Here is a 24,462-nt window from a genome sequence, read left to right as displayed (position 1 = left end):
CCCAAGGCCCTCTACACAAGGCTTAAAGATGAAAGTCAAAACCCGTTTTGCTCCCAGCCCGACCGGCTTTTTGCATGTCGGCGGTGCCCGTACCGCACTCTATTCCTGGTTGTTTGCAAAGAACCAGGGCGGTGAGTTTGTGCTGCGTATCGAGGATACCGATCTGGAACGTTCCACTCAGGAGGCCATCGACGCCATCATTGAGGGCATGGAATGGCTGGAGCTGAACTGGGATGAGGGCCCCTACTACCAGACCAAGCGCTTCGATCGCTACAACGGCCTCATCGACGAGATGCTGGCTGACGGCCGCGCCTACAAGTGCTACTGCTCCAAGGAGCGGCTGGAAGCGCTGCGCGAAGGCCAGATGGCCAACGGCGAGAAGCCCCGCTATGACGGCAAGTGCCGGGATGGCGCCCACGATCACCCGGCCGATGCGCCCCACGTGATCCGTTTCCGCAACCCGACCGAAGGCTCCGTGGTGTTCGATGACCACGTCCGTGGCCGCATCGAGTTCGCCAACACCGAGCTGGACGATCTGATCATTCGCCGTACCGACGGTGCGCCGACCTACAACTTCTGTGTTGTAGTCGATGACTGGGATATGGAGATCACCCACGTGGTGCGTGGCGAAGACCACATCAACAACACCCCGCGCCAGATCAACATCTACAAGGCCCTGAACGCGCCGGTGCCGGAGTTTGCCCACGTCTCCATGATCCTGGGTGACGACGGCGCCAAGCTCTCCAAGCGCCACGGCGCCGTCTCCGTCATGCAGTACCGCGACGACGGTTACCTGCCGGAAGCGCTGCTGAACTATCTGGTGCGTCTGGGCTGGTCCCACGGGGATCAGGAGATCTTCACCCTCGACGAGATGATCAAGCTGTTCAGCCTGGATGCCATCTCCAAGTCCGCCTCCGCCTTCAACACCGACAAGCTCTTGTGGCTGAACAACCACTACATGCGCAGCCTGGATCCGGCCTATGTGGCCAAGCACCTGGCCTGGCACATGGAACACCAGCAGATCGACACCAGCAATGGCCCGGCGCTGGCCGACGTGGTCACCCTGCTGGCCGAGCGCTGCAACACCCTGGTGGAGGTGGCTGCCCAGAGCCGCTATCTGTTCGAAGAGTACGAGGCCATCGACGAAGCCGCTGCCAAGAAGCACCTGCGCGGTGTGGCTGCCGAGCCGCTGGCGCTGGCCAAGACCAAGCTGGCGGCCCTGGAGACCTGGACCACCGAGGCGCTGCACGAGCTGATTGAAGCGACCGCCGCCGAGCTGGGTCAGGGCATGGGCAAGGTCGGCATGCCGCTGCGTGTGGCCGTCACCGGTCTGGGCCAGTCTCCTGCCATCGACGCCGTGATGGCGCTGGTGGGCAAGGAGCGGGTCCTCGCCCGCATCGACCGCGCACTGGCTTACATCGAAGCGCGCATGGCCGCCGAGTAATTCAGAGCGCCGATACGGGTCAGCCCCTGGCATCGCCGACGCCGTGATGGCGCTGGTGGGCAAGGAGCGGGTCCTCGCCCGCATCGATCGCGCTTTGGCGTATATCGAAGCGCGCATGGCCGCCGAGTAAGCTTGCCGCCGCACATTGCCGTCACCGGTCTGGGGTAATCTTTCCCCTGCCATCGATGCCGTGATGGCGCTGGTGGGCAAGGAGCGGGTCCTCGCCCGTATCGATCGCGCCCTGGCGTATATCGACGCGCGCATGGCCGCTGAGTAAACATCGGCCATGGCATGAAAAGGGCCCCCTGACGGGGCCCTTCGTATTTTGGCCTCAAGCGGATTTGCGACGTAAAACAGCGACATAGCGATGAGGTTGGCGGTAAAAACAGCTAACTGCCTGAATTTTGACTAAACGCTCCAGTGGGCGAGAATTTTGGGTTGACAGCAAAGCGGGTGATGCCTATCATGCGCCTCCGTTGCCAGAGATAACTTTGGTAGCGCCGAGGTGAGTTGGGGTTATAGCTCAGCTGGGAGAGCGCTTGCATGGCATGCAAGAGGTCCGCGGTTCGATCCCGCGTAGCTCCACCAAATTCTCCTCGAACAATCTGGAATCCAAGGGGTTATAGCTCAGCTGGGAGAGCGCTTGCATGGCATGCAAGAGGTCCGCGGTTCGATCCCGCGTAGCTCCACCAGGTTCCCGATTGATATGAAGTACCCAGGGCAGTGCGGTGTGTATCACCCAGGCCAACCTTTGTGGGGTTATAGCTCAGCTGGGAGAGCGCTTGCATGGCATGCAAGAGGTCCGCGGTTCGATCCCGCGTAGCTCCACCATTATTGAGGATGAATGGCCGCCAGAACCATTCATTCAGTACCGAATTTGGGGTTATAGCTCAGCTGGGAGAGCGCTTGCATGGCATGCAAGAGGTCCGCGGTTCGATCCCGCGTAGCTCCACCAAATTCAGAGTGATTCAGCGTCACTCACACACATCGGGGTTATAGCTCAGCTGGGAGAGCGCTTGCATGGCATGCAAGAGGTCCGCGGTTCGATCCCGCGTAGCTCCACCATCTTTCGCAAGAAAGCACCAAGGCCACCGCATCGCGGTGGCCTTTTTGTTTGCCTGTCATTTGGATTTCCCATGATCTCGCCCTTTGCATTTGTCTGGCAAATGGCGTTTCACCCTGTCCGCGAGGGCATCAGCGGCCCTGGCCGCCGCTGACGGGGGTGAGGGTGGGGATTGGCGCCGATGCCGCCATGGCCATGGCGCGGGCTGCACGATGCCATCCTCTACCGCGTGGCGGTTGGTTCGTTCGGCAGCCTGCGGGATACGCTATCCGGCCCCTGGTGTCAGCACCGGGTTTCCCCGTCGGCAGGGTGCCAGCCCCCCGGGAAAGGGGCGGGGTGGGGCAACAAGGTATTTATTAGTCCCATGATGTGGCCCTTTGCATTTGTTATTCAAATGGCCCTGGCACAAAAAAAGCCCGCGATCATCGCGGGCTTTGCACCTGGCATCGAGGATGCCGCGTCTTAGCGACGGCGCCGCCAGGCGAGTGGCAACAGGGCCAGCAGCAGGGCGCCCATGGCGCCGCCACCCCCCTTGCTCGCTTCCTTGAGCTTGAGGTCGACGATGACGGGGTCGTGGTCCGAGGCGCTGAAGGGGTTGTCCGACTTGATGAGATCGCCGGTGTAGGCGCTGCCATATTCGAACAGGTTGCTCTCGAAGGAGTTGATGTGCCAGTCGGCCACCGCCACCACCTTGTCAGCCAGCGCCGGGTTGGCGAGGGCGTAGTCCAGGGTGCCGAGCTCGGCCTCGTAGCTGTAGGAGATGGCCTTCTCCTGGTTGAACTTGACGTTCAGATCCACCAGGCCGTAACCCTTGGCCACCGTCTGGCCCATCTGTTCATAGGGCTTGTCGCCGATGTAGGTGTGGGAGGCGGAGCGGATCTGGCGCTCCCCCGCGACCGGCGCATAGTCGGTCAGCACACGGATGGGATCCTCCTTGGCGTAGGAGTTGAAGTCCCCCACCAGCAGCACCTGGCCCGGCATCTTGCTCACCGCCTCCCCCAGCACCTTGGCGGCGCTCACCCGAAACTCGGTGCACTTGCCCTGCAGGTCCGCAGGCTCCGTCTTGCCATCTCCGTTTTCATAGCAGCCCGACCCCTTGGACTTGAGGTGGTTGACCACCAGGGTCAGGGGGGCGTCGCTGCCCGCCACGGTGAAGCGCTGGACCAGGGAGTCCCGCTGACCGGCGCTCTTGGTGACGCCGCCCGTGGTGTAGCGCTGCTGGGGCAGGGGGATAACGTCGGCATCCCCGCTCGGGGTGAGCAGGGCGGGGCGGTAGATCATGGCCACCATGATGGCGTCGCCGCCAAAGAAGCGATCCTCCGTGAGCAGGGCCTTGGGCAGGGTGACGAAGGCGTAGTGCTTGCTCGCCTCCTTCTGCCTGGCGTTGAGGCTCTCCACCAGATCGTGGAGGGCTGCGTGCTCGTCAAAGCCGTTGTTCTCCATCTCCATCAGGCCGAGCAGGTCGGCGTCCATCTCGGTGATGGCGTTGACGATCTTGGCGCGCTGCAACTGGAACTCCTCCAGGCTCTTGGCGCCGCGGTTGCAACCCTTGGCGCTGTCCGCATCCGCCTGATCCGCACAGAGCACGTTGAGGGCGCCCCCCACGCTGGAGTGGCTGGTGAAGTAGTTGAGCACGTTGAAGCTGCCGATGCGAAGGTCAGTGCCATCCAGGCGGGCCGGGGCGCTCTGGCGGTCGTTGTCGCTGGTGCGCAGCAGATCCCCCGCGGTGATGGTCTGATCCCGGGGCACGATCAGGCGGTACTCGTTGTAGCTGTAGCCGACCATGGCCTCCAGATTGACAGGGGCATCGCCGATGCGCAGGTAACCCTGCTCCGGCTCCCAGGCGGGCAGCCAGGGGAGCTTGCCGTCCCCCGCCTTGACGTCCGACTCGAGGAAGACGCGGTTGCTGGCGTTGGCCTCGGCCAGCGCCACGGCCTCGGGGCTGCTCGCCACATGGAGCTGGGTCGGCTTCATCAGCGGGGCGCCGTGAGCGAGCACCAGGTTGTTGCGCCGGGCGGCATAGTCGTAGCTGAAGTTGCGGCTTATCTTGAGGGCGCTGTCGGCGTCGAGGCGCACCCGCATCCCTTCGTGACGCTCCAGGGCCCGGGCCAGGGTTTCCCCCTCCAGTACCCGCAGCGCCGTGGCGGCCGGGGCGGCGCCCTGGGCCAGGGTTGTAAGGCGCGGCGTGCTGCCGTCAAACAGGGGCTTGAGCTGGGTGTGGCCGTAATACTCCTCGACCTTGGCCTCCAGACAGACCAGGGCGCCCGGCTGGATGTCCGGGTACTTGCTGGCGAAGTTCTTGTCGTTGAGGTAGACGAAAATGCCGTCCGACGTCTCGGGGTTGCCGTCCCCCTGCACATCCAGCAGGTAGAAGCCCTTGTTGAGGCTTTCCCCCAGACCCGAGACCACCGCCTTGACCGAGACGCTCTGGGCGCTTTCGAACTGATCGTCCGGGACGAGGGGGCTCTTGTCGCCACTGCCCTGGATGGCGGGGATGGGGGTGAGGGCACTGTCGGCCGGGCAACTGAAGCCGGCGGCGTAGAGAGACGGGGACGCGAGGGCGAGCCCCACGGCCAGCGACAGCAGGGTAGGTGTTCCTTTCATGGGTATTCCTTTTTTTATTTTTGCCAGTGTTTCCATAGCCTTGGCATCGTGGCCAAGGGCGCGCATTGTCACATTTCTGGCAGCTCTGACCAGTGAACCAACGCACATTATGAGGAGACAAAGGAGCCCATCTGCCATTTTTTGACGTGGCTAACAGTTTGATATTGATGATCTATTTGTCATCAGGTGGGAGCGAAAAGTGTGAGGCCGCCAGCATTCACATATTTTCCTTCGAGAATAAAGATTGAGCAGTGGTCACTTGCTTCCTATACTCGAGCCGTTCCTCACGGAACCCAGGCAAAGGGCAAACCGGCAGTGATGCCGGGACGCAAAGCCTCCGATCTGTCCCATCCGGGCCAGACAGCGGGGTTACCCAGGGTGACTTGAGGGTTTGTGGTCCGTCCATGGCCTGTTGTCGCTCCCTTGTTCCCTGTTGCGATTGCGCTTTTCCCGGCATTGAAGCCAAGACAAAACAAGGAAGATAACAATATGCAACAGATCTTGAGGCCCAGCAGGCTTGCCATGCTGGTCGCCCTTGCGGCCGTCCCTGCCTGGGCGCAGGCCGCTTACCCCGCCTATCAGGCCGGCACCGCCTACAAGGCTGGCGACATCGTCAGCAACGCAGGCGCCCTCTATGAATGCAAGGAATTCCCTTACTCCGGCTGGTGCGGCGCGTCCCCCTATCACTACGCCCCCGGGGTGGGGGTGGTCTGGGCCGATGCCTGGAAGCTGTATGGTGGCGAGGTGCCGCCGCCGGCCCTGGTCGTCGCCATCGGCTCCCCCGCCGTGGGTGCCAGCGTCAGCGAGGGGACCAGTGTGGCCCTGGCGGTGACGCTGAGCGGCCCGGTCACGGCGCTCGCCCGGGTGGAATACCTCATCGACGGCGCTCTGGTCGCCACCGCCACGGCTTCTCCCTGGAGTGCCAGCTGGTCTGCCGCCGGTGCGGGCAATCACGCCCTCAAGGCCCGGGCGCTGGATAAAGACGGCAAGGTGCTGAGCGAGGCGGATTCGAGCTTCAAGGTCGCCGCCGTGGTGGCGCCAGAGGCGCCCAGGGTGAGCATCGCAAGCCCGGCCGCCGGCGCCAGGGTGACCCTGGGCCGCGCCCTCACAGTGAGCGGCAATGTCACCGACGCCAACGACGACGTCGCCAAGGTCGAGCTCTTCGTGAATGGCCAGAAGGTGGGCGAGGACACCAGCGCCCCCTGGCAGCTGAGCTGGACGCCCCAGAACAAGGGGCTGACCGGCCTCAAGCTGGTGGCGACCGACAAGACCAACCTCTCTGGCGAGTCGGCCCAGGTGGACGTGCAGGTGGAAGAGGCGGCCCTGCCCCCCACCGGCGGCAACCTCTCCTGCGACGTGCGCCAGATCTACCGCGCCGACGGCAGCGAGTGCATGGGGGATGACCACGGCCGCCGCGTCATCGGGTATTTCACCTCCTGGCGCACCGGCAAGAACGGCCTGCCCGCCTACCTGGTGAGCGACATTCCCTGGGACAAGATCACCCACATCAACTACGCCTTCGCGGCGGTGGACGAGCAGAGTCACACCATCAAGGTGGATGACGCCGCCACCAAGCTGACCTGGAACGGGGTGCCGGGCGCCGAGATGGATCCGGAGTTCGCCTATCAGGGTCACTTCAACCTGCTGTCCAAGTACAAGAAGCAGTACCCGGACGTGAAGACCCTCATCTCCGTCGGGGGCTGGGCCGATACCCGCGGCTTCTACGCCGCCACCACCAAGGGCGACTGCTCGGTCAACACCGCCAGCATCAACGCCTTTGCCGACTCGGCCGTGGGCTTCATCCGCCAGTACGGCTTCGATGGGGTGGATATCGACTACGAGTACCCCACCTCCATGAAGGATGCGGGCAACCCCAACGATTTCCCGCTCTCCAACCAGTGTCGCGGCAAGCTCTTTGCGAACTATGAAGTGCTGATGAAGACCCTGCGCAACAAGCTCGACAGCGCCGGCACCGAGGACGGTCGCAAGTACATGCTGACCATCGCCTCGCCGGCCTCGGCCTACCTGCTGCGCGGCATGGAGAACTTCCAGGTCATCCAGTACCTCGACTACATCAACCTGATGACCTATGACTTCCACGGTGCCTGGAACCACTTCGTCGGTCACAACGCCGCCCTGTTCGACAACAAGGCGGATCCCGAGTTGTCCCAGTGGGGTGTCTACACCCAGGCCCAGTTTGGCGGCATCGGCTATCTCAACTCCGCCTGGGCGGCCCACTACTTCCGTGGTGCCCTGGCGGCGGGCAAGATCAACATAGGGGTGCCCTATTACACCCGTGGCTGGCAGGGGGTCACCGGTGGCACCCACGGTCTGGGTGGCAAGGCGGCGCTGCCGAGCCAGAGCGATTGCCAGCCGGGCACCGGTGGCAGCACCATTCCGTGCGGCAACGGGGCGGTGGGCATCGACAACATCTGGCATGACCTTGACAAGAACGGCAAGGAGATTGGCGGTGGCGCCGTGCCCATGTGGCATGCCAAGAACCTGGAGCACGCCGCCAGCCTCGGCATCACCACCTTGCCGAGCTACGGCCAGGCCTGGGGTCTGGATCCCAACAACCCGGCCCACGTGGTGCAAGGCCAGTATGTGCGTTACTACGACGACAAGGCCCATGCGCCCTGGCTCTGGAACGAGCAGAAGAAGGTGTTCCTCTCCACCGAAGATGAAGAGTCCATGGGTCACAAGCTCGACTACATCGTCAAGCGGGGCCTGGGGGGCGTCATGTTCTGGGAGATGGCGGGGGACTATGACTTTGACGCCGCGAAGAACGAGTACGTGATGGGCAGCACCCTCACCAGCCTCGCCTACGAGAAGTTCAGCAAGGCCGACAAGGCGGCCCTGAAGCAGAACGATCTGCCGGCTCCGGCCGCCCAGCTCGACATCGGCGTGAGCCTCTCCGGCTTCAAGGAAGGGGACTCCAACTACCCGATCAACCCGACCCTCAAGCTCACCAACAAATCGACCCAGACCATTCCGGGCGGCACCCGCATCGAGTTCCTGGTCCCCACCTCCACCTCAGACACCATCACCGACCAGAGCGGCATGGGGCTGAAAGTGGTGGAGAGCGGTGGCAACCAGAACTCGGACGGCATCGCCAATGAGAAGGACTTCCACAAGGTGGCTCTGACGCTGCCGGCCTGGAAAGCCTGGACGCCGGGCACCGACGTGGAAGTGGCCATGACCTACTACCTGCCGGCCGCCGGCGTGCCGAGTGGCATGCGCCTGATTGCCGGAAGCCAGACCATAGGTCTGAAGTCCGACTTCCCGGCCCTGGCCGAGGTGGTGCTGGGCAGCAGTGGTGGTGGTGACGGCGGCAGCGGTGGCACCACCTGTGCCAGCCAGAACGTCAACCCGGCGGACTACAATGCCTATCCGACCTGGCCGCGCGGGGATCACGCCAATGGCAACGACCGCATGACCAACGGCAAGGCGGTGTGGCAGGCCAACTGGTGGACCAGCAGCGAGCCCAAGGCGGGCGATGGCAGCTGGAAGCTGGTATGCAACTACTGAGTTGTCCCGGCTGCTGTGCCAGCAGCGAACTCAGAGCGGGCGACGGCAGCTGGAAGCTAGTGTGCAACTACTGAGTTGTCACGGCTGCTGTGCCAGCAGCGAACTCAGAGCGGGCGATGGTAGCTGGACGCTGGTATGCAGTGACTGATGACCTGTTGAAGGGGTTGCCCCCTCCCAACGCAACGACCCAATCCGGAGCCCAGGCTCCGGATTTTTTTGTGCCTTGTATCAGGAGAAGGGGGGGAAAGGGCAGGGGCGGTGCCATAAAAAAGACCGCTCCGAAGAGCGGCCAATTGCCACCAAGGCAATCTGCGGGGTGACCCCCTTGTCGATGTGTCGCGGCCCGGATGCCGAGTCGGGGAGATCCCCGCCCCGCCAGCCGGGCCGCGCAGCTTTATTGGGTGACGGCGCCGCCCTGCTGCTCTTTCAAGAAGCTGATCCAGGGGGAAGCACGACCACTGACGTTGCCGTTCTGGGCGGCCTGAGTGAAGGCGGAGAGCGCCTCCTTGGGCTTTTGCTGCTCAAAATAGGCGACCCCGGTCAGGAACTTCAGATCCGCCCGCTGCTCGCCGCTGGCGTTGGCGGCAGGCTTGGCGGCGAAGGCCACCAGATCCTGGTAGCGTTTGCTCTGGATCATCATGCGCGCCATCTTGAGCTGCAGCTCGGCATTGGGGGCCAGCTTGTAGGACTTGGCCAGGGTGTCGATGGCCGGGTCCAGCTCCTTGGCCTGATGCCAGTAGTTGGCCAGCGTCTTGTAGTTGGCTGCGGTGCTCTCGATCTGCCCCTCCTTCATGGCCTTCTCCATCACGCGGGCGGCGCGGTGGGGAATGCCGGCGAAGGCGAGGTAGTTGGCAAGCCGCTGCAACTCGTTGGCTTCGGTCAGCATGCCGAGGTTGTAGGCCCCTTCCAGTGCCGCCAGGGCCTTGGCATCGTTGCCCGCCTGCATGTGCATGGCCGAGAGCTGGGTCCAGTACTTCTTCTTCTCCGGGTAGCGGTCCACCAGGGCGGTCAGCACCTCGGTAGCCGGCTTGTACTGTTTCAGCTCGTAGTGGGCCGCCATCTTCAGCAGGTACCAGGACTCCGGCGCCTTGCCCGCGGAGAGCTTGATCGCGTTGTCCACTGCCGGAATGGCTTCCCTGTACTGCTTGAGCTGCACATGGGCGTTGGCCAGGGTGATGTAGGCGTGCGGGGTCGGCTTCTCGTCCTTGCCGAGGTTTGCGAACCACTCCTTCATGGTGTTGATGGAACCCTTGAAGTTCCCCTCCGCCATGTAGAGCTGGGCCAGGTTGTAGCGCACCTGCTGGGCCACCGGGGGCGGCAGGCCGCCGGTGGCGATGGCGTCGGCGAAGTACTTGGTCGCCTGACCGTACTTCTCCTGCTGCGCCGCCACGAAGCCCAGGGTCTGCAAAATGACCCCCTTGTCGTAGACCCGCTCGCCAGCGCCGGACAGCGCCTCCTGCAGCTTGGCATTGGCCTCGCCGTATTTCTTCTCGGTGATCAACGCCTGGGCCTTGTTGACCGCGCGGTAGGCGCGGTCAGACAGGGCGGGTTGTTCGGCGGCCCAGGTGGCGGTGCTGAGCAGCACCGCCATGGCCACCGGGGCGAGGATCAGGGTATGTAACTTTTTCATCGCCACCCTCCTTAGTTGGTCGCAAACTCGATCTCTTGCTGCATGCGACTGGCCTGCGGCTTGCCGTCCACCATGGCCGGCTTGAAGGTCCACTTGGCGATGGTCTGGCGCGCCGCCTTGCCGAGGTCATAGCTGCGGGGCTCTTCCTTGACGATGCGGATGTTGCTCACGGTACCGCGCTCGGTGACGGTGAACTCCACCAGCACCTTGCCGGACGCAAGACCGGCCAGGGCCGCCTTGCGGGGCATCATGGGCTCGAAGGTCGCCATCGGGATGGCGCCGTTGTTGCCACCCATGCCGCCGCCACCGCCGCCGGTGCTGTAGGCACCCAGGGCGTTGCCGCCACCGATGTTGACCGGGATGTCGAGTTTGGGCATGTCCATGGGGGAGCTGTCCATCTTCGGCCTGTCCGTGCTCGCCACCTCCATCTCGGGCGGGGGCGGCGGGCGTTTCGGGGGCGGCGGTTTGGGCAGTTCCCGTTGTTTCTCTTGCAAGGTCTCCTGAGGCTTGAGGCGGATGAAGTCGGTCATGGTGACGTCCTCCCGCTCCGTCAGCTCCCGGTGATCCGGCGTGATGAGCTTGTTCATTCCCAGGAACAGGAAGAACACCACCACGCAGGAGACCGCTAACGATATCAGGTATCTCATGGCATTCGCTCCGGCATCAGCTGCTCTTGTCGGCGGCGATGGAGATGTTCTGGACACCGGCCATGCGGATCTGGTCCATGACCTGCACCACCAGACCGGAACGGGATTCGCTGTCGGCCTGGATCACCACGGCGCTTTCCGGGTTCTCCGCCCGCAGCCGCTCGATGTTGGCACGCACGGCACCCACTTCGACGATGCGCTTGTCGACCCAGACCTGGCCGTTCTCGCGGACCGCGACCATGATGTTCCCCTTCTTCACCGTCTCGGCCGTGCTGGCGCTCGGGCGGTTGATCTCCACGCCGGACTCCTTGACGAACGAGGTGGTGACGATGAAGAAGATCAGCATGATGAACACGATGTCCAGCATGGGGGTCAAATCGATGGCCGCCTCGTCAGCACCGCTGTCGCTGTGACGTTTTCTCATGGCAAAAAACTCCTTGCTTGTTCTGTGCCCCGGCGGGCATGGCCCGGCCGGGGATGTGCATCCTGCATCAGCCGTGTTTCAGGTTGTCTTCCAGCTTCTGCACCGCCAACTTGGCCTTGTGATCGAGCCGGCTGACAAAAAACAGGCCGGAAAGGGCGGCAATCATGCCCGCCATGGTCGGTACCGTCGCCTTGGAGATCCCCGAGGCCATCGCCCTGGGGGAGCCGGTGCCGGTAATGGCCAGGGTATCGAACACCTGCACCATGCCGACCACGGTCCCAAGCAGCCCCATCAGCGGGCAGAGGGCGATCAGCACCTTGATGACCGGCATCCCCTTGTCCACCGCCATGGCGACCCGGGAGACCAGCTCGCGGCGGATCTGCCTGGCAGACCAGGAGAGGTGATCGGTGCGGGCCAGCCAGGCCGTCTTGGTCTGCTTCACCTGCTGGGGATAGACCGCCATGAAGTAGAACCAGCGCTCCAGCAGCAGGGCCCACATCATCAGGGTCAGGAAGAACAGGGCGACCAGCACGTCGCCCCCCAATCCCAGAAACCGGCGGACCGACTCGACTTCTTCAATCAACCAGAACCACATGGGTGACTCCTTAGGCTGCGGCTTTGGCGGCGTGCAGACGTTCCTGATAACGGGCAACGAAACCGGCGCTCTGCTCTTCCAGTACCTGGATCAGACGGCGGCTCTGGGTCTGCACGATGGTGTAGAGGAACAGCATGGGCACGGCCACGACCAGACCCTGCATGGTGGTCACCAGGGCCTCGGAGATACCGCCCGCCATCAGCTTGGGATCGCCGGTACCGAACAGGGTGATGGCCTGGAAGGTGGCAATCATCCCGACCACGGTACCCAGCAGGCCCAGCAGCGGGGCGACGGAGGCGATCAGCTTGATGAGGCTGATGCCCTTCTCCAGCTTGGGCACGTTGCGCAGGATGATCTCGTCGAGCTTGGATTCCAGATCCTCGATGTTGTCACCCCGGTGATCCTGGTAGGCACCCAGCATCTCGCCGATGGGGTTGCCCTTGATGATCTGCTCGGATTTCAGCTGCTTGCGCATGGCACCGCCGATGAGGGAGAGACGAGCGCCGCAGAACAGGGCCAGCAGGGTACCGATGACACCCAGCGCCAGGATCACGTAGCCCACGGAGCCACCCTGATCGATGCGCTCCTTGAGGGTCGGCGATTGCACCAGCAGGGAGAGGATCACGCCACGGGACGGGTCGATGAAGATGGGTTCGACGCTGCCGCCACCCTGTTCAAACTTGGCGACCGGTTCCAGCACCGCGTTCTCGGGCTGGCGGGAGAGTTGCTCGAACTTGCCGGTCTCCGGCACGAAGGTGAGGTACTTGCCTTCGGAGACGGTGTTGAACTCACCGATCTGGGTGACGGTCTTCTCGGCCTGGTTGCCCTCGCCGTAGACCACGGTGGCCGGGATCTGGCTCACCTTGCCACCGTCGACCATGCGGCTGAGGGTGGTGGTCCAGAAGGCGGTCAGGTCATCGCTGGAGGGCAGCTCCTTGCTCTCGGCCAGGCGAGTCAGCAGGGCGGTCTGCTCGGGATGTTCGACCCGGCGGGCGGAGGCATTGAAGATCCCCTTGAATTCACCGGCGAACTGGCGCAGCACGCCAAACATCTCGCCCATGTTGCCGGAGCGCTGGCGCAGGGTTTCGGTCAGCTCGGTGAGCTGCTTGTCGTTGGCATCGAAGGTGGCCTTGAGCTTTTCGCCCCTGGCGACTTCGGCGGCGAGATCCGCCTTGGCCTTGGCGAGCAGGGCCCCCTGTTCGTTCTTGTCAGCCAGGAAGCGGGCTTCCCGCTCCTTGTTGAGCTGGGATTCGCTGGTGCTGGCGGCCTTGACCTGATTGAGCAGGGCGTTGAGATCCACCGGCTTCTCGGCGGCGGTCACCGGCAGGGTGACCAGGGTAGCGCCCGCGATCAGCGAGGCGATGGCAAGTTTGATTCCTTTCATGATGCTTTCTCCGCAGTTTGAACCGGCAGCTTGATGAGGGCGGGGGGCGCCTGCTTCTTCGCGATGCGAAGGCCTTGTTCAACCGCACTGCGATACTCCTGGGGCAGTACTTCCCACTGGCGGGTCTTCTTGTTCCACATGCCAGTCTCGTTGCCATCCGGGGACTGGTAGAGCAGGGCGATGCGGCCTACGCGCAGGAACTCGTAGGTCTTCTCGTCCCCATCCTTGTCCAGGCTCGCCTTGTAGGCTTCGATGGTGCGGCTGAAGCCCTCCTCGATCTGGTAGGCCTCGAGGATCTTGCGGTACTTCTCGGAGATGGTGACGTCGGCCCGGTTCATGAGATCGGTCAGGGCCGCCACGCGGTCCTCACGCTCCACCTTCTGGAACGGCAGGTCCAGGGAGACGAACTGCTCGAGGGAGTCGATCATCTTGAGCATCAAGGGCACCACTTCGGTGCTGGTCTGGTCGATCTGGGCGATCTGCTTTTGCATGGAGGCGAGTTCGGCGCTCTGGGAGTCGACCATCTTGCCCACTTGCTCGTTGTAGGCGCGCAGGCTGTCCACCTGGCGCAGGGCGGCCTTGTACTGGGCCAGGGCAGACTCGGCAGACTCGGCGTAGCTGTCGATCTTCTGCTGGGAAACTTTGGATGCATTGTCGGTGGCGGCTTGAGCGTCCACGGCCTGACCGGCGGTGGCGGCACTCAGATTGAAGCTGGTCAGCAAGGCAGCCGAAATCAGGCTGCCGAGGAGCGCTTTCTTCATTGTAATTGTCCTTGTCTTCATAGGATTACCCTATCTCCGTAACTTCCTTGGGACCTTGGGCAAAGCCGGCCCGAACGGGCCGGCTTGTGGTTTGCTGGTGGATTAGAATTTCTGGCTGTAGTCGAGGTAGTAGATGCGACCGTCGATGCTGTAGAGCTCGTCGTCATAGGTGAAGCCATCGCTCTCGAGGGACGGGCCCACGTTGAACATGTTCTTCACGCCGACCTGGATCTTGCCGTTCCAGGGCGCTTCCACACCGACGTTCAGGTTCCAGGTGGTCTGGGACGCGATGTGGCCCACTTCCTCACCGGTATCGGCGATGTAGTCCTGGCTCTGGGAGTCGATGTAGTTCGCGCTCAGGTAGGTATCCATGTTCCACCATTGGGGAACGTTGATACCCACACCGGAGCTGAAGCGCATCTGGGGCAGACCGTTCTGGCCGATCTTGTCGATGACGGGACCACCGGCGTACAGACCTTCCTTGTATTTCAGGATGTAGGTACCGCCCAGGTCATAACGCACGGTGGCGTAGTTCAGGTCGTAGGTGTAATCCACCTTCAGGTCGAGGCCGGAGGTCTCGAGGGTCCCCAGGTTGACCATGGGAGCGATGGCGCTACCGATCTTGCCCTGGCTGTTGCGGGTGATGCTGCTGGAGCTGCCGCTGTTCAGTTCGTCATAGATGAGAGACTGCAGGGAGTTCAGCTGGATCACGTCCTCGATCTTGATGGTGTAGTAGTCCAGGGAGAGGTTCAGGTCATCCACCGGGCTGTAGGCCACCCCGAAGTTCCAGGTGTCCGCGGTCTCTTCCTTCAGATCCTCGTTGGAGGTACGGGTGGTGGTGTACTGGCGGTTCGGGCAGTCTGTCGCGGAGATGCCGTTGGCCTCGCAGTAGACGTAATCCTTCGCCCAGTCGGCGGACTCGGAATCAGCCGAGTAGAGATCGCTCAGGCTGGGGGCGCGGAACGAACGGGACCAGGAGGTGCGCAGCATCAGGTTGTCCAGCGGCTGGTAACGCAGGCTCGCCTTGGGGGAGAAGGCGCTGCCGAAGTCGCTGTACTTGTCGAAGCGACCGGCCACGTTCAGCTCGATCTGCTCGGTGATGGGCACCAGGGACTCGATGTAGGCGGCAGTCACGTCACGCACGCCACCGGAGGAGTTGCCTGCGGAGCCGATGATGTTGCCTGCTTCGGACTGGGCGTCGTATTTGTCGGCATAGACCCAGTCGTTGTACTCGGCACCGGCGTACCAGCTGACCGGACCGGCCGGCAGTTCACCCATGTCCCACTGGACACCGGCGTACCACTGGTAGAAGTCCATGGTGGCGCGGCGGCTGGTGTCGGCGGCCATGGAGGCCGTGCTCTGGGGGTCGAACTCACCACCGACGAACTTGCCGTCGGCGATCGCCTGCTGGGCGGCGGACTTCAGCACGTAACCGGTGCCGTTCTCCTTGTTGTCGGTCTTGGAGTACATGTAGCCGGCGTTCCACTGCATGTCGCCGACGCTTTCGGTGGCGATGGTGCCTTCGAAGCCGAGGTTCATGCTGCCGGTGGTGTCGGTGACATAGTTGTCACGGGGACCGACGTTGCTGAAGCGGTAGTAGGCGTAGGCAGCCTCACCCAGACCCTGGGTGGCGGCGGCATCCAGGCCGTTGTCGGCGAAGAACTGGGCGTTCTTCGGGTTGGCCGGGTCAATGGTGAAGGCACCGGCGGCCGGGGCGAAGCGGCCGAAACTCTCGACCCGGGAGCCGATGATCTGCGGCACGAAGTCCACGTTGTCGTTGATGTGGTAGCGACCGTTTACGTACAGGGTGTCACGGCTGCGGGAGGCCGTGGTGGCCGCGACCTGGCCGTAGTTGAAGTTACAGCCGCCCTCGAAGCCGATGAAGGGCTCCTTGCATGAGCCGTCGGCATTGGTGGCGCCGGCCAGGGGGCCGTATTTCCAGATGGGGTCGCCGTTGGCGTCAAGACCCGTGATCCCCTCCACGTTGCGGCCGTAGGCGCTGGGGGAGTCGTTGCCCTGCTTGGCAAGATAGTCCCGATCGCGACTGTAGATGACGTCCTTCTTGTCGTGCTCGTAGACCGCCATCAGGGAGCCCTTCTCGCCGGCCACCCCTGCCACGATGGAGCCGCTCTTCTCGTCGCCGCCCTCTTCGCTCGGGGAGCCGATGCGGCCCTGGAAGTCCAGCCCTTCGTAGCCCTCTTTGAGCACCACGTTGATCACGCCACCGATGGCGTCGGAACCGTAGATGGCGGAGCCACCGTCCAGGTTGACCTCGACCCGCTCAACGGCGGCCATGGGGATGGTGTTGAGGTTGATGGAGGTGCCGCCCATGGTGGGGGAACCCGCTACCCGCTTGCCGTTCAGCAGAACCAGGGTACGCTCGGAACCCAGGCCGCGCAGGCCGACGGTGGATTGGGACTGGAAGGAGCTGCCGGAGGCAGGGGAGACGCCGCCAAAGGAGTTGTAGGAGGCTTGCTTGAGGTAATCGGCGACGGTCTGCTGACCGGATTGCTCGATTTTCGCCTTGGTCACGGAGACGACCGGGGTGGAGCCTTCCACATCGACCCGGGAGATCCGGGAGCCGGTGACCTTGATTTTTTGCAGTTTTTCTACGTTCTGGCCCTCTTCGGCCAGGACTGGGGTGGCCACAACTGCCGCGCTCGCCAAGGCAAACGCTACGGCAGCAGAGAGTCTGCTTTTCCTAAGCATCGCTAGTATCCTTCCTGATTGTTTATTGTTTGCTTCCATTACCGCCCTCGTTGGAGCGGTGCGTAAGGCTTATCAAGGTTTGGTGATGGACGTCAAATGGAGCGGCGGGGATGGGGGCAGTAGAGGGAATTAGATGGGAATGTGCACTCGATGGAATATTTTTGGCGTTTTATTCCGTAAATGCCGCGTCAACTTATGTAAAGATGTTGTTAAGTTCGATTTTTACAATTTTATTGATTATTTTTGAACTTATCGATAAGTCGCTTGTCACTCCAGTGTCGATATCGAGAAAACGGTTTTTTGCAGTATTTTCATCTGCTTTTGTGGCGAGAGCCTTTTCCGGGGAACGGAGGGTGGGGGCGGCTATCCCTCTTCTTTTATAGGTAAATGAGAAAATAACCCAACTTATCATTAACTTGTTGATTTTGTTATGCTTGGTATGGATTAAAACACCTGTGTAATTAATTTTTTAATAATTAAAATCGAGTTGGACGGGTAGGCGTAGCAGTTTTTTATATTGAAGTTGGGTTTTTTGGAAAAAATCATCCGCGGGATATGCTGCGGGGGGACATTCCTGGTCGCAGACAGGGTTCTACTTGATTTTTGTTGCAGAGCTTTTACAGTGACCGAGCTGGATTGTCTGTCAATGCCAGTCAATTCAGTGAGTAATGCCAGGTAAGGATAGGCCCGTCACCGGATGTGACTGGCCATAAAAGAACAACAAGGACGAGGTTCCACCATGCTGTCGTATTTCCTACGTCGGATGCTTTTGATCATCCCGACGTTTCTCGGTATCACCCTGCTCGTCTTCACCATCACCCGCTTCGTGCCGGGCGGCCCGGTCGAGCGCATGTTGCTGCAGGCGCAGGTCTCGCAAAACGAGTCAAGCCGCTCCAGTGGCAGCAAGGGGGCGCAGGCACTCTCCGACGAACAAATTGAAGAGCTCAAGGCGTTCTACGGCCTCGACAAGCCCATGCTGGTCGCCTACTGGGACTGGTTGCAGAAGCTGGCGGTGCTGGATCTCGGGGAGTCGACCCGTTATTACGAGCCGGTGTGGGATCTCATCAAGGAGAGGTTGCCGGTGACCGCCTTCTTCGGGCTCGCCACCTTTCTGCTGAGTTATGCCGTCTCCATCCCGCTCGGGGTGGCCAAGGCGCTCAGGCACAACAGCCGCTTCGATTCCCTGAGCTCCATGCTCATCTACATGGCCTATGCGCTGCCCGCCTACGTGGTGGGGATCTTCCTCATCACCGTCTTTGCGTTCCATCTGGAGTGGTTGCCCATGGGGGGCTTCCCGGGGGACGAGTTTGACGGGATGGAGAGCAGCTGGGATCAGATCCGCACCGTCTTCGCCCACGCGCTGCTGCCGCTCATCGCCTACGCCATCGGGGATTTCGCCATCCTCACCATGACCATGAAGAACAGCCTGATGGAGAACCTGTCGGCGGATTATGTGCGCACCGCCGTGGCCAAGGGGTTGCCGTTTCGCAAGGCGGTGACCGATCACGCCATGCGCAACAGCCTGATCCCCATCGCGAGTCACTTAGGGTCGGTGCTCACCGTCTTCTTCGGGGGCTCCTTCCTCATCGAGACCATCTTCAACATCGACGGCATCGGCCTGCTCGGTTACGAGGCCATCGTCGAGCGGGATTACCCCACCGTCATGGGCATTCTGGCCATCACCTCCATGCTGATGCTGGTGGGCAACATTGTCTCCGACATCTGCGTTGCCCTGGTCGATCCTCGCGTGCGGTTTGGAGAGTGAGCATGAACCTGAATCCGGTAACGCTGAAAAAACTCAAGCGCTTCAAGTCGATAAAGCGCGGCTACTACTCCTTTGTCATCTTTTCGGTCCTGGTGGTCATCTCTCTGCTGGCGGAATTGCTGGTCAACAGCCGGGCCCTGGCGGTGAGCTATCAGGGGGAGCTCTATTTCCCCACCTATAGGGACGTGATCCCGGGCCAGCACTTCGGACTCGACTACGAGTACGAGACCAACTACCGCCAGCTCAAGAGCCAATTTGCGAAGGAAGGGAAGGGGGACTGGGTGTTGCTGCCCCTGGTCCCCTGGAACCCCTATGAGCAGGACTTCAAGGAGGAGGCCTATCCGCCCTATGCCCCGAGCCTGGCGGAGCGCCACTTCCTCGGCACCGACACCAGCGGTCGCGACGTATTGGCACGGCTGGTCTACGGCTTTCGCATCGCCAACGGCTTTGCCTTCATCGCGCTGGTGGCGAGCTATGTCATCGGGGTCAGCATCGGCTGCATGATGGGGTTCCTCGGCGGTCGGTTCGATCTCCTGATGCAGCGTTTCATCGAGATCTGGTCCCAGGTGCCCTTCCTCTACGTCATCATGATCCTGGTCTCCCTGGCCAAGCCGAACTTCGGCCTGTTCGTCGGCATCAACGTGCTGTTCGGCTGGATGGGGATCACCTGGTACATGCGCACCCTCACCTACAAGGAGAGGGCGCGGGACTACGTGATGGCGGCGCGGGCCCAGGGGGCGAGCACCCGGCGCATCATCTTCAACCACATTCTGCCCAATACCCTGATGATGATCGTCACCCTGGCCCCGTTTGCCGTGGTGGGCAACATCTCCACCCTGACGGCGCTGGACTACCTGGGCTTTGGCCTGGCGCCGCCGACCCCGAGCTGGGGGGAACTGCTCTCCCAAGGGATCAACAACCTCGACGCCATCTGGATCGTGAGTTCGGTGGTGGCGGCGGTGAGCCTGGTGCTCATCATGGTCTCCTTTATCGGGGAGGCCATCCGGGAGGCGTTCGATCCGCGCAAATTTACCCGTTATCAGTGAGCGCTGGCGCCTTGCCAGGGCACATCGACAGGACCCTTAATGAAGACGCCCCCAGTGCAGGGGCATGACCAGGAAGTCAAACATGAACAATAAAATCAAATGGACAGGTGCTCTCTTTCTGCTGTTGAACGGATCCTGGGTGTGGGCGGCCAGCCTGCCCGCGGATCTGACGTGGGAGACCAACGACACCGACCCCGTGTTCGCCTCTCCCAAGGCGCTGCCCGGCGGCAACCTCAATCTCTTCGTCGACAGCTTCCCGCTGACGTTTCGCACCGTGGGGCCGGATTCCAACGGCTCGTTCCGCTCCTTCATCCTCGACAACCAGATGAGGCTCATCAGCTTCCATCCCAACACGGGCAACCCCATTCCGGCCCTGGCGAATGCCTGGGCCATCGCGCCGGACAGCCAGACCGTCTATTTCAGGCTCGACCCGCGCGCCAAGTGGTCCGACGGCAAGCCGGTCACTGCCGATGACTACACCTTCGGCTACGAGATGATGCGCTCCAAGGACATCAAGGGCCCCTGGTTCAACAACTACTACACCACCGAGGTGGTGGCGGTGGAGAAGATTGACGACCACACCATCCTGGTCAAGGCGGGCAGCCGCAAGGCCAAGCTCGATCTCCTCAACACCACCGAGCTGTGGCCCCAGCCCAAGCACTACTACAAGATGGGCCCGAACTGGGTGAAGCAGTACAACTGGGCCGTGGTACCCACCACGGGCCCCTACGTGATGAGCGACGTGAAGAAGGGCAAGTCCGTCACCTTCAGCAAGCAGAAGGAGTGGTGGGCAAAAGACGATCGCTACAACCAGCACAGGTTCAACCTCGACACCATCAAGGTGCAGGTGATCCGCGACCACAACATCGCGTTCCGCCACTTCCTCAAGGGGGAGCTGGACACCTTCGAGATGATCCTGCCCAACTGGTGGCATGAGAAAGCGGTCACCCCGGGGTACAAGCAGGGATACGTGCAGAAGGTGATGGCCATGACCGACACCAAGCAGGGGGGGCAGGGGGTTCACCTCAACGTGGCCAATCCCAAGCTGGCGGATCTCAACGTGCGGCTCGGCATCCAGCACGCCTTCAACATCGACAAGATGATAGAGACGGTGCTGCACGGCGACTATGACCGCGCTACCACCTTCGGCTCTGGCTTCGGGGCCTTCACCGACATCGCGCTCCCTGAGCGGGCCTACGACATCGCCAAGGCACGGGAGTACTTCGCCAAGGGCGGCTACGGCAAGCAGGGACCGGACGGCATCCTGCAAAACGACAAGGGAGAGCGGCTCACCCTGGCCCTCACCTACACCAGCCAGGAGCACTCCAAGCGGCTGACCGTGCTCAAGGAAGAGGCCAAGAAGGCGGGCCTGGATCTGGAGCTCAATCTGGTGGATGGCGCCACCGGCTTCAAGGTGATGCTGGAGAAGAAACATGAGGCGGCCTGGCTTGGCTGGGGGGGCGGCGGTCTCTATCCGCAATACTGGGAGTCCTTCCACTCCGACAACGCCAACAAGCCCCAGACCAACAACCTGTTCAACGTGGCTGACAAAGCGCTCGACAGCCTGATCGACGCCTACAACGTCGAGTTCGACATGGACAAGCGGGCCGCGCTTTCCCACCAGATCCAGCAGCGCATCTATGATCTCGCCATCTTCGTGCCCGGGGTTCAGCTCAACTACGTTCGAGCCAGCAGCTGGCGCTATGTGATGCTGCCGGAGGTGCCCGCCACCCGCAACACCCCGGATCTGCTCTACTGGCCCATGGATGGCTACCCCCACAGCAGTGGCGGCCTGCTCTGGATCGATCCCAAAGTGAAGGAGGAGACCCAGAAGGCCAAGGCTGACGGCAAGGCGCTGGCCCCTATCACCCTGATCGACAAGACCTATGCACATCATTGATGTGGCCCAGAAGGGAGCAGCAGTCATGCCCAACACACAGGCCATCGCCCCCGGCACCAGAGATCATGAGGGACAGTCTCTGTCCCCCATCCTCGAGGTGCGGGATCTCGAGGTGGAGTTCGCCGTCGACGACGGCAAGATCAAGGTGCTCGACGGGGTCAGCTTCCAGGTCGCCCCGGGCAAGACCCTGGGGATAGTCGGCGAGTCCGGCTGCGGCAAGAGCGTCACCTCGCTGGCCATCATGGGGTTGCTGCCAAGGCCTCACGGTCAGGTGGTAGGGGGTTCCATCCGCTTTCAGGGGGAGGAGCTGCTCAATCTGCCGCCGGAGCAGATGTACAAGGTGCGTGGCAACCGTATCTCCATGATCTTTCAGGAGCCCATGACGGCCCTCAACCCGGTGCAGACGGTCGGCGATCAGCTGATGGAGGTGTTTCGCCTCCACCGCCCCGATTACAGCAAGGCCCAACGCCGTGACGCCGCCATCGCCATGTTGAAGAAGGTGGGGATCCCCGAGCCTGCCCAGCGTTTCGCGGCTTATCCCCACAATCTCTCCGGCGGCATGCGTCAGCGGGTGATGATCGCCATGGCGCTGGCCTGCGAACCGGCCCTGCTCATCTGCGATGAGCCGACCACGGCGCTCGATGTGACCATCCAGGCCCAGATCCTGGATCTGATGAAGGAGCTGCAAGCCCAGACCGGCATGGCCATCATCTTCATCACCCACGATCTCGGGGTGGTGGCGGAGCTGTGCGACGAGGTGGTGGTGATGTATGCCGGGCGTGCGGTGGAGCGGGCCGATATCTATGAACTGTTTGACCACCCGCGCCATCCCTATACTCATGGTCTGATGGCCTCGATCCCGCGTCTGGAAGATGTGCCAAAGAGCCTGCTCAAGACCATCAAGGGTCAGGTGCCCGCCCTGCACGAGATGCCGGCAGGGTGCCGTTTCTCCAACCGCTGCCCCCATGCCACGCCCCTTTGCGTGGAGACCATACCGGTGACCGAGCAGTTGAGCGAACGCCACGGGGTGGCCTGCCACCACTGGAAGGAGGTGAGCCTATGAACGGTCTGGTGTTACGGGGTGTCGCAGGGCAGCCTGGCGGCGGGAAGGCGACCAGGTCGTCTGCTGCCATGAATCGTCGGGGATGGAAGTCATGACCAGCTTGTTGTCGGTAAGCAATTTAAAGCAGCATTTCAAGATGGGTGGCGGTTTCTTGCGCAAGCAATACACCGTCTACGCGGTGGATGGCATCAGCTTTGATCTCAAGCAGGGGGAGACCCTTGGCCTGGTGGGAGAGTCGGGATGCGGCAAGTCCACCCTGGGGCGTTCGTTGCTCAAGCTGTTCGAGCCGAGCGCCGGCTCCATCACCTTCGAGGGGCATGACATCACCCACCTCTCGCCCAAGGAGATGCGATCCCTGCGTCAGGAGATGCAGATCGTGTTCCAGGATCCCGCAGAATCCCTCAACAGCCGCCACACGGTGGGGCAGATCCTGGAGGAGCCCTTCATCATCCACGGCAAGGGCAACGCCGAACAGCGCCGGACATGGGTGCAGGAGCTGCTGGAGAAAGTCGGCTTGCCCGGCAGCGCGGTGGATCGCTATCCCCATGAGTTCTCTGGCGGCCAGCGCCAGCGCATCGGCATCGCCCGCGCCATCGCCCTCAAGCCCAAGCTGCTGGTGTGTGACGAGGCGGTGTCGGCGCTCGACGTGTCGGTGCAGTCCCAGATCGTGAACCTGCTGCTCAATCTGCAGCGGGAGATGAACCTCGCCATCATCTTCATCGCCCATGACCTGTCGGTGGTCAAGCACATCTCGGACAGGATTGCGGTGATGTATCTGGGCCGGATCGTCGAGCTGGCCGAGGCCCAGGCACTCTACCTGGCACCACGCCATCCCTATACCCAGGCCCTCATCTCCGCCATTCCGGTGCCGGATCCACGGCGGCGCAGCCAGCGCATCCTGCTGACGGGGGATGTACCGTCCCCCATCTCGCCGCCGAGTGGCTGCCATTTTCACCAGCGCTGCCCCCATGCAACGGATCTGTGCCGCACCCGCTCGCCCGCCCTTGAGGCGTGCGGCGGGCAGGGGCATCAGGTAGCCTGCCATTTCCCCTTGCCCGTGCAGGAGGCGGTGCCGTTGGGAAAGGCGATATGATGCCGGCGCCCGCCGCGTCGCGACCGGCATCGCTGCAAGGTGGCACCGAGGAGGCGCAATAGAGGCGGAAACGGGATAAAAAAAGGTTCATCGCGGCTTTCCGGGGAAGGCCGCCTTGATTTTCAGAAAAAAGTATTCTGAGTCCCTAAATCCATATGCCATACGCTTTATCACTTTGATCTTGTTGTTCACCCCTTCCAGCACACTCGTGTGCATCGGGTAGTTTGCACTCGCTAGGATCCCCCGCATATATTTCGATAAATTTCGACCAAATCGTTGCAGCGGCGCTAGCCCGCTTTCCTTCACCTGCCGCATCCAGCTCCGCCATCGTCGCCATCCTTCCCACACGCTCGGCGCATACCAGATGCCCTTCAACGCCTCTTTCAGCACGTACACCATCGCCAGCGGTTGATTCGCCGCCAACAGCTCCTGCAACTTCACATCCTGTTTTTCACTCAGCTTCGCCCGATTACGTAGCAGCAACCAACGCGCACTTTTGACCACTTTTCGCGCCGGTTTATCGCTTTTCAGTGCATTCGCCTGCTCCACTCGCACCCGGTCCACCACCTCTCGGCCATAGCGAGCCACCACGTGGAACAGGTCGTAGACCACCTCCGCCTGCGGGCAGTGTTGCTTCACCTCCAGGTCGAACGCCGTGTTCATGTCCATCGCCACCGCCTCAATCTGCTGGCATCGCTCGCCGAGCTGCTCGAAGAAGGGACGGATAGCGGCCCGGCTGTTGCCGTGCCCCACCCACAGGACGCGGGTTCGCTCGGCATCCATGATCACGGTGGCATAGCGGTGTC

15 protein-coding genes, 5 tRNA genes, 1 pseudogene and 1 riboswitch are annotated in these 24,462 nt (G+C 62.1%); of the genes and pseudogenes, 12 read left to right on the top strand and 9 right to left on the bottom strand.

Annotated features, from left to right (window positions below):
* Positions 1 to 28 precede the first annotated feature (28 nt).
* The 6 genes from gltX to C3418_RS06615 all read left to right on the top strand — a co-directional run bounded on the left by gltX (position 29) and on the right by C3418_RS06615 (position 2,509).
* Entirely contained in the window at positions 29 to 1,444 is a 1,416-nt protein-coding gene (gltX, locus tag C3418_RS06650; protein WP_039040158.1) for a glutamate--tRNA ligase, read from the top strand.
* A 512-nt stretch (positions 1,445 to 1,956) separates the two neighbouring features.
* A tRNA-Ala gene (locus tag C3418_RS06635) sits at positions 1,957 to 2,032 on the top strand.
* A 28-nt stretch (positions 2,033 to 2,060) separates the two neighbouring features.
* Positions 2,061 to 2,136 (top strand) — tRNA-Ala (locus C3418_RS06630).
* A 63-nt stretch (positions 2,137 to 2,199) separates the two neighbouring features.
* Positions 2,200 to 2,275: transfer RNA gene (locus tag C3418_RS06625), tRNA-Ala, on the top strand.
* A 48-nt stretch (positions 2,276 to 2,323) separates the two neighbouring features.
* Positions 2,324 to 2,399: transfer RNA gene (locus C3418_RS06620), tRNA-Ala, on the top strand.
* A gap of 34 nt (positions 2,400 to 2,433) precedes the next feature.
* Positions 2,434 to 2,509 (top strand) — tRNA-Ala (locus C3418_RS06615).
* Between the two features lie 460 nt (positions 2,510 to 2,969).
* Here the strand turns inward: C3418_RS06615 and C3418_RS06605 are convergent.
* On the bottom strand, positions 2,970 to 5,111 hold the full coding sequence (locus tag C3418_RS06605; protein WP_103858182.1) for an ExeM/NucH family extracellular endonuclease: 2,142 nt from the start codon (positions 5,109 to 5,111) through the stop codon (positions 2,970 to 2,972).
* A gap of 293 nt (positions 5,112 to 5,404) precedes the next feature.
* Positions 5,405 to 5,488, top strand: a riboswitch (cyclic di-GMP riboswitch).
* 145 nt (positions 5,489 to 5,633) lie between these two features.
* On the opposite strand from C3418_RS06605, the gene C3418_RS06600 reads away from it, so the two are divergent.
* Positions 5,634 to 8,639, top strand: coding sequence for a glycosyl hydrolase family 18 protein (locus C3418_RS06600; protein WP_103858200.1), 3,006 nt, complete (start codon positions 5,634 to 5,636; stop codon positions 8,637 to 8,639).
* A gap of 394 nt (positions 8,640 to 9,033) precedes the next feature.
* Here C3418_RS06600 and C3418_RS06595 read toward each other — a convergent pair whose 3' ends face one another.
* The 7 genes from C3418_RS06595 to C3418_RS06565 form a co-directional block, all read right to left on the bottom strand.
* A complete protein-coding gene (locus tag C3418_RS06595; RefSeq protein WP_042014300.1) occupies positions 9,034 to 10,269 on the bottom strand; it encodes a lipopolysaccharide assembly protein LapB in 1,236 nt (411 codons plus the stop codon).
* Positions 10,270 to 10,280: 11 nt separating this feature from the next.
* Entirely contained in the window at positions 10,281 to 10,916 is a 636-nt protein-coding gene (locus C3418_RS06590; RefSeq protein ID WP_010675477.1) for an energy transducer TonB, read from the bottom strand.
* A 16-nt stretch (positions 10,917 to 10,932) separates the two neighbouring features.
* Positions 10,933 to 11,340, bottom strand: coding sequence for a biopolymer transporter ExbD (locus tag C3418_RS06585; protein ID WP_010675476.1), 408 nt, complete (start codon positions 11,338 to 11,340; stop codon positions 10,933 to 10,935).
* Between the two features lie 67 nt (positions 11,341 to 11,407).
* The gene (locus C3418_RS06580) at positions 11,408 to 11,935 is read right to left on the bottom strand and encodes a MotA/TolQ/ExbB proton channel family protein (RefSeq protein ID WP_010675475.1); all 528 of its coding nucleotides are present in this window, start codon (positions 11,933 to 11,935) and stop codon (positions 11,408 to 11,410) included.
* Between the two features lie 10 nt (positions 11,936 to 11,945).
* Positions 11,946 to 13,319 carry a MotA/TolQ/ExbB proton channel family protein gene (locus C3418_RS06575; RefSeq protein WP_103858181.1) on the bottom strand — a complete coding sequence of 458 codons (1,374 nt, stop codon included), beginning with the start codon at positions 13,317 to 13,319 and terminating at the stop codon, positions 11,946 to 11,948.
* Positions 13,316 to 14,080: a DUF3450 domain-containing protein gene (locus tag C3418_RS06570; RefSeq protein WP_010675473.1), complete on the bottom strand. Its 765-nt coding sequence runs from the start codon at positions 14,078 to 14,080 to the stop codon at positions 13,316 to 13,318. The genes C3418_RS06575 and C3418_RS06570 overlap by 4 nt, the downstream gene beginning before the upstream one ends.
* Before the next feature lie 102 nt (positions 14,081 to 14,182).
* Positions 14,183 to 16,789, bottom strand: coding sequence for a TonB-dependent siderophore receptor (locus C3418_RS06565; protein ID WP_103858180.1), 2,607 nt, complete (start codon positions 16,787 to 16,789; stop codon positions 14,183 to 14,185).
* A gap of 739 nt (positions 16,790 to 17,528) precedes the next feature.
* Between C3418_RS06565 and C3418_RS06560 the strand changes: the two genes are divergently transcribed.
* From C3418_RS06560 to C3418_RS06540, 5 genes are all read left to right on the top strand, one after another.
* The gene (locus C3418_RS06560) at positions 17,529 to 18,554 is read left to right on the top strand and encodes an ABC transporter permease subunit (protein ID WP_103858179.1); all 1,026 of its coding nucleotides are present in this window, start codon (positions 17,529 to 17,531) and stop codon (positions 18,552 to 18,554) included.
* 2 nt (positions 18,555 to 18,556) lie between these two features.
* Entirely contained in the window at positions 18,557 to 19,600 is a 1,044-nt protein-coding gene (locus tag C3418_RS06555; RefSeq protein WP_181023074.1) for an ABC transporter permease, read from the top strand.
* Positions 19,601 to 19,682: 82 nt separating this feature from the next.
* Entirely contained in the window at positions 19,683 to 21,500 is a 1,818-nt protein-coding gene (locus C3418_RS06550; RefSeq protein WP_103858178.1) for an extracellular solute-binding protein, read from the top strand.
* A 25-nt stretch (positions 21,501 to 21,525) separates the two neighbouring features.
* The gene (locus C3418_RS06545) at positions 21,526 to 22,563 is read left to right on the top strand and encodes an ABC transporter ATP-binding protein (protein ID WP_103858198.1); all 1,038 of its coding nucleotides are present in this window, start codon (positions 21,526 to 21,528) and stop codon (positions 22,561 to 22,563) included.
* A gap of 91 nt (positions 22,564 to 22,654) precedes the next feature.
* Entirely contained in the window at positions 22,655 to 23,656 is a 1,002-nt protein-coding gene (locus C3418_RS06540; protein WP_103858197.1) for an ABC transporter ATP-binding protein, read from the top strand.
* An 87-nt stretch (positions 23,657 to 23,743) separates the two neighbouring features.
* On the opposite strand, the pseudogene C3418_RS06535 reads toward C3418_RS06540, so the two are convergent.
* Positions 23,744 to 24,462, bottom strand: a pseudogene (locus tag C3418_RS06535) (ISL3-like element ISAeme19 family transposase); the annotation flags it as partial.

Source organism: Aeromonas sp. ASNIH8 (assembly GCF_002919855.1).
GTDB classification, from domain to species: Bacteria; Pseudomonadota; Gammaproteobacteria; order Enterobacterales; family Aeromonadaceae; genus Aeromonas; species Aeromonas caviae.
The sequence above is the reverse complement of the archived record's forward strand: the minus strand, read 5'-3'. Positions and strand labels throughout refer to the sequence as shown.

What these genes read in the sequence shown, in the direction of transcription:
- C3418_RS06550 (WP_103858178.1), top strand. Translation starts at nt 19,683, where the DNA reads ATGAACAATAAAATCAAATGGACAGGTGCTCTCTTTCTGCTGTTGAAC.
- gltX (WP_039040158.1), top strand. Translation starts at nt 29, where the DNA reads ATGAAAGTCAAAACCCGTTTTGCTCCCAGCCCGACCGGCTTTTTGCAT.
- C3418_RS06560 (WP_103858179.1), top strand. Translation starts at nt 17,529, where the DNA reads ATGCTGTCGTATTTCCTACGTCGGATGCTTTTGATCATCCCGACGTTT.
- C3418_RS06570 (WP_010675473.1), bottom strand. Translation starts at nt 14,080, where the DNA reads ATGAAGAAAGCGCTCCTCGGCAGCCTGATTTCGGCTGCCTTGCTGACC.
- C3418_RS06595 (WP_042014300.1), bottom strand. Translation starts at nt 10,269, where the DNA reads ATGAAAAAGTTACATACCCTGATCCTCGCCCCGGTGGCCATGGCGGTG.
- C3418_RS06600 (WP_103858200.1), top strand. Translation starts at nt 5,634, where the DNA reads ATGCTGGTCGCCCTTGCGGCCGTCCCTGCCTGGGCGCAGGCCGCTTAC.
- C3418_RS06580 (WP_010675475.1), bottom strand. Translation starts at nt 11,935, where the DNA reads ATGTGGTTCTGGTTGATTGAAGAAGTCGAGTCGGTCCGCCGGTTTCTG.
- C3418_RS06555 (WP_181023074.1), top strand. Translation starts at nt 18,557, where the DNA reads ATGAACCTGAATCCGGTAACGCTGAAAAAACTCAAGCGCTTCAAGTCG.
- C3418_RS06575 (WP_103858181.1), bottom strand. Translation starts at nt 13,319, where the DNA reads ATGAAAGGAATCAAACTTGCCATCGCCTCGCTGATCGCGGGCGCTACC.
- C3418_RS06565 (WP_103858180.1), bottom strand. Translation starts at nt 16,789, where the DNA reads ATGCTTAGGAAAAGCAGACTCTCTGCTGCCGTAGCGTTTGCCTTGGCG.
- C3418_RS06545 (WP_103858198.1), top strand. Translation starts at nt 21,526, where the DNA reads ATGCCCAACACACAGGCCATCGCCCCCGGCACCAGAGATCATGAGGGA.
- C3418_RS06585 (WP_010675476.1), bottom strand. Translation starts at nt 11,340, where the DNA reads ATGAGAAAACGTCACAGCGACAGCGGTGCTGACGAGGCGGCCATCGAT.
- C3418_RS06605 (WP_103858182.1), bottom strand. Translation starts at nt 5,111, where the DNA reads ATGAAAGGAACACCTACCCTGCTGTCGCTGGCCGTGGGGCTCGCCCTC.
- C3418_RS06540 (WP_103858197.1), top strand. Translation starts at nt 22,655, where the DNA reads ATGACCAGCTTGTTGTCGGTAAGCAATTTAAAGCAGCATTTCAAGATG.
- C3418_RS06590 (WP_010675477.1), bottom strand. Translation starts at nt 10,916, where the DNA reads ATGAGATACCTGATATCGTTAGCGGTCTCCTGCGTGGTGGTGTTCTTC.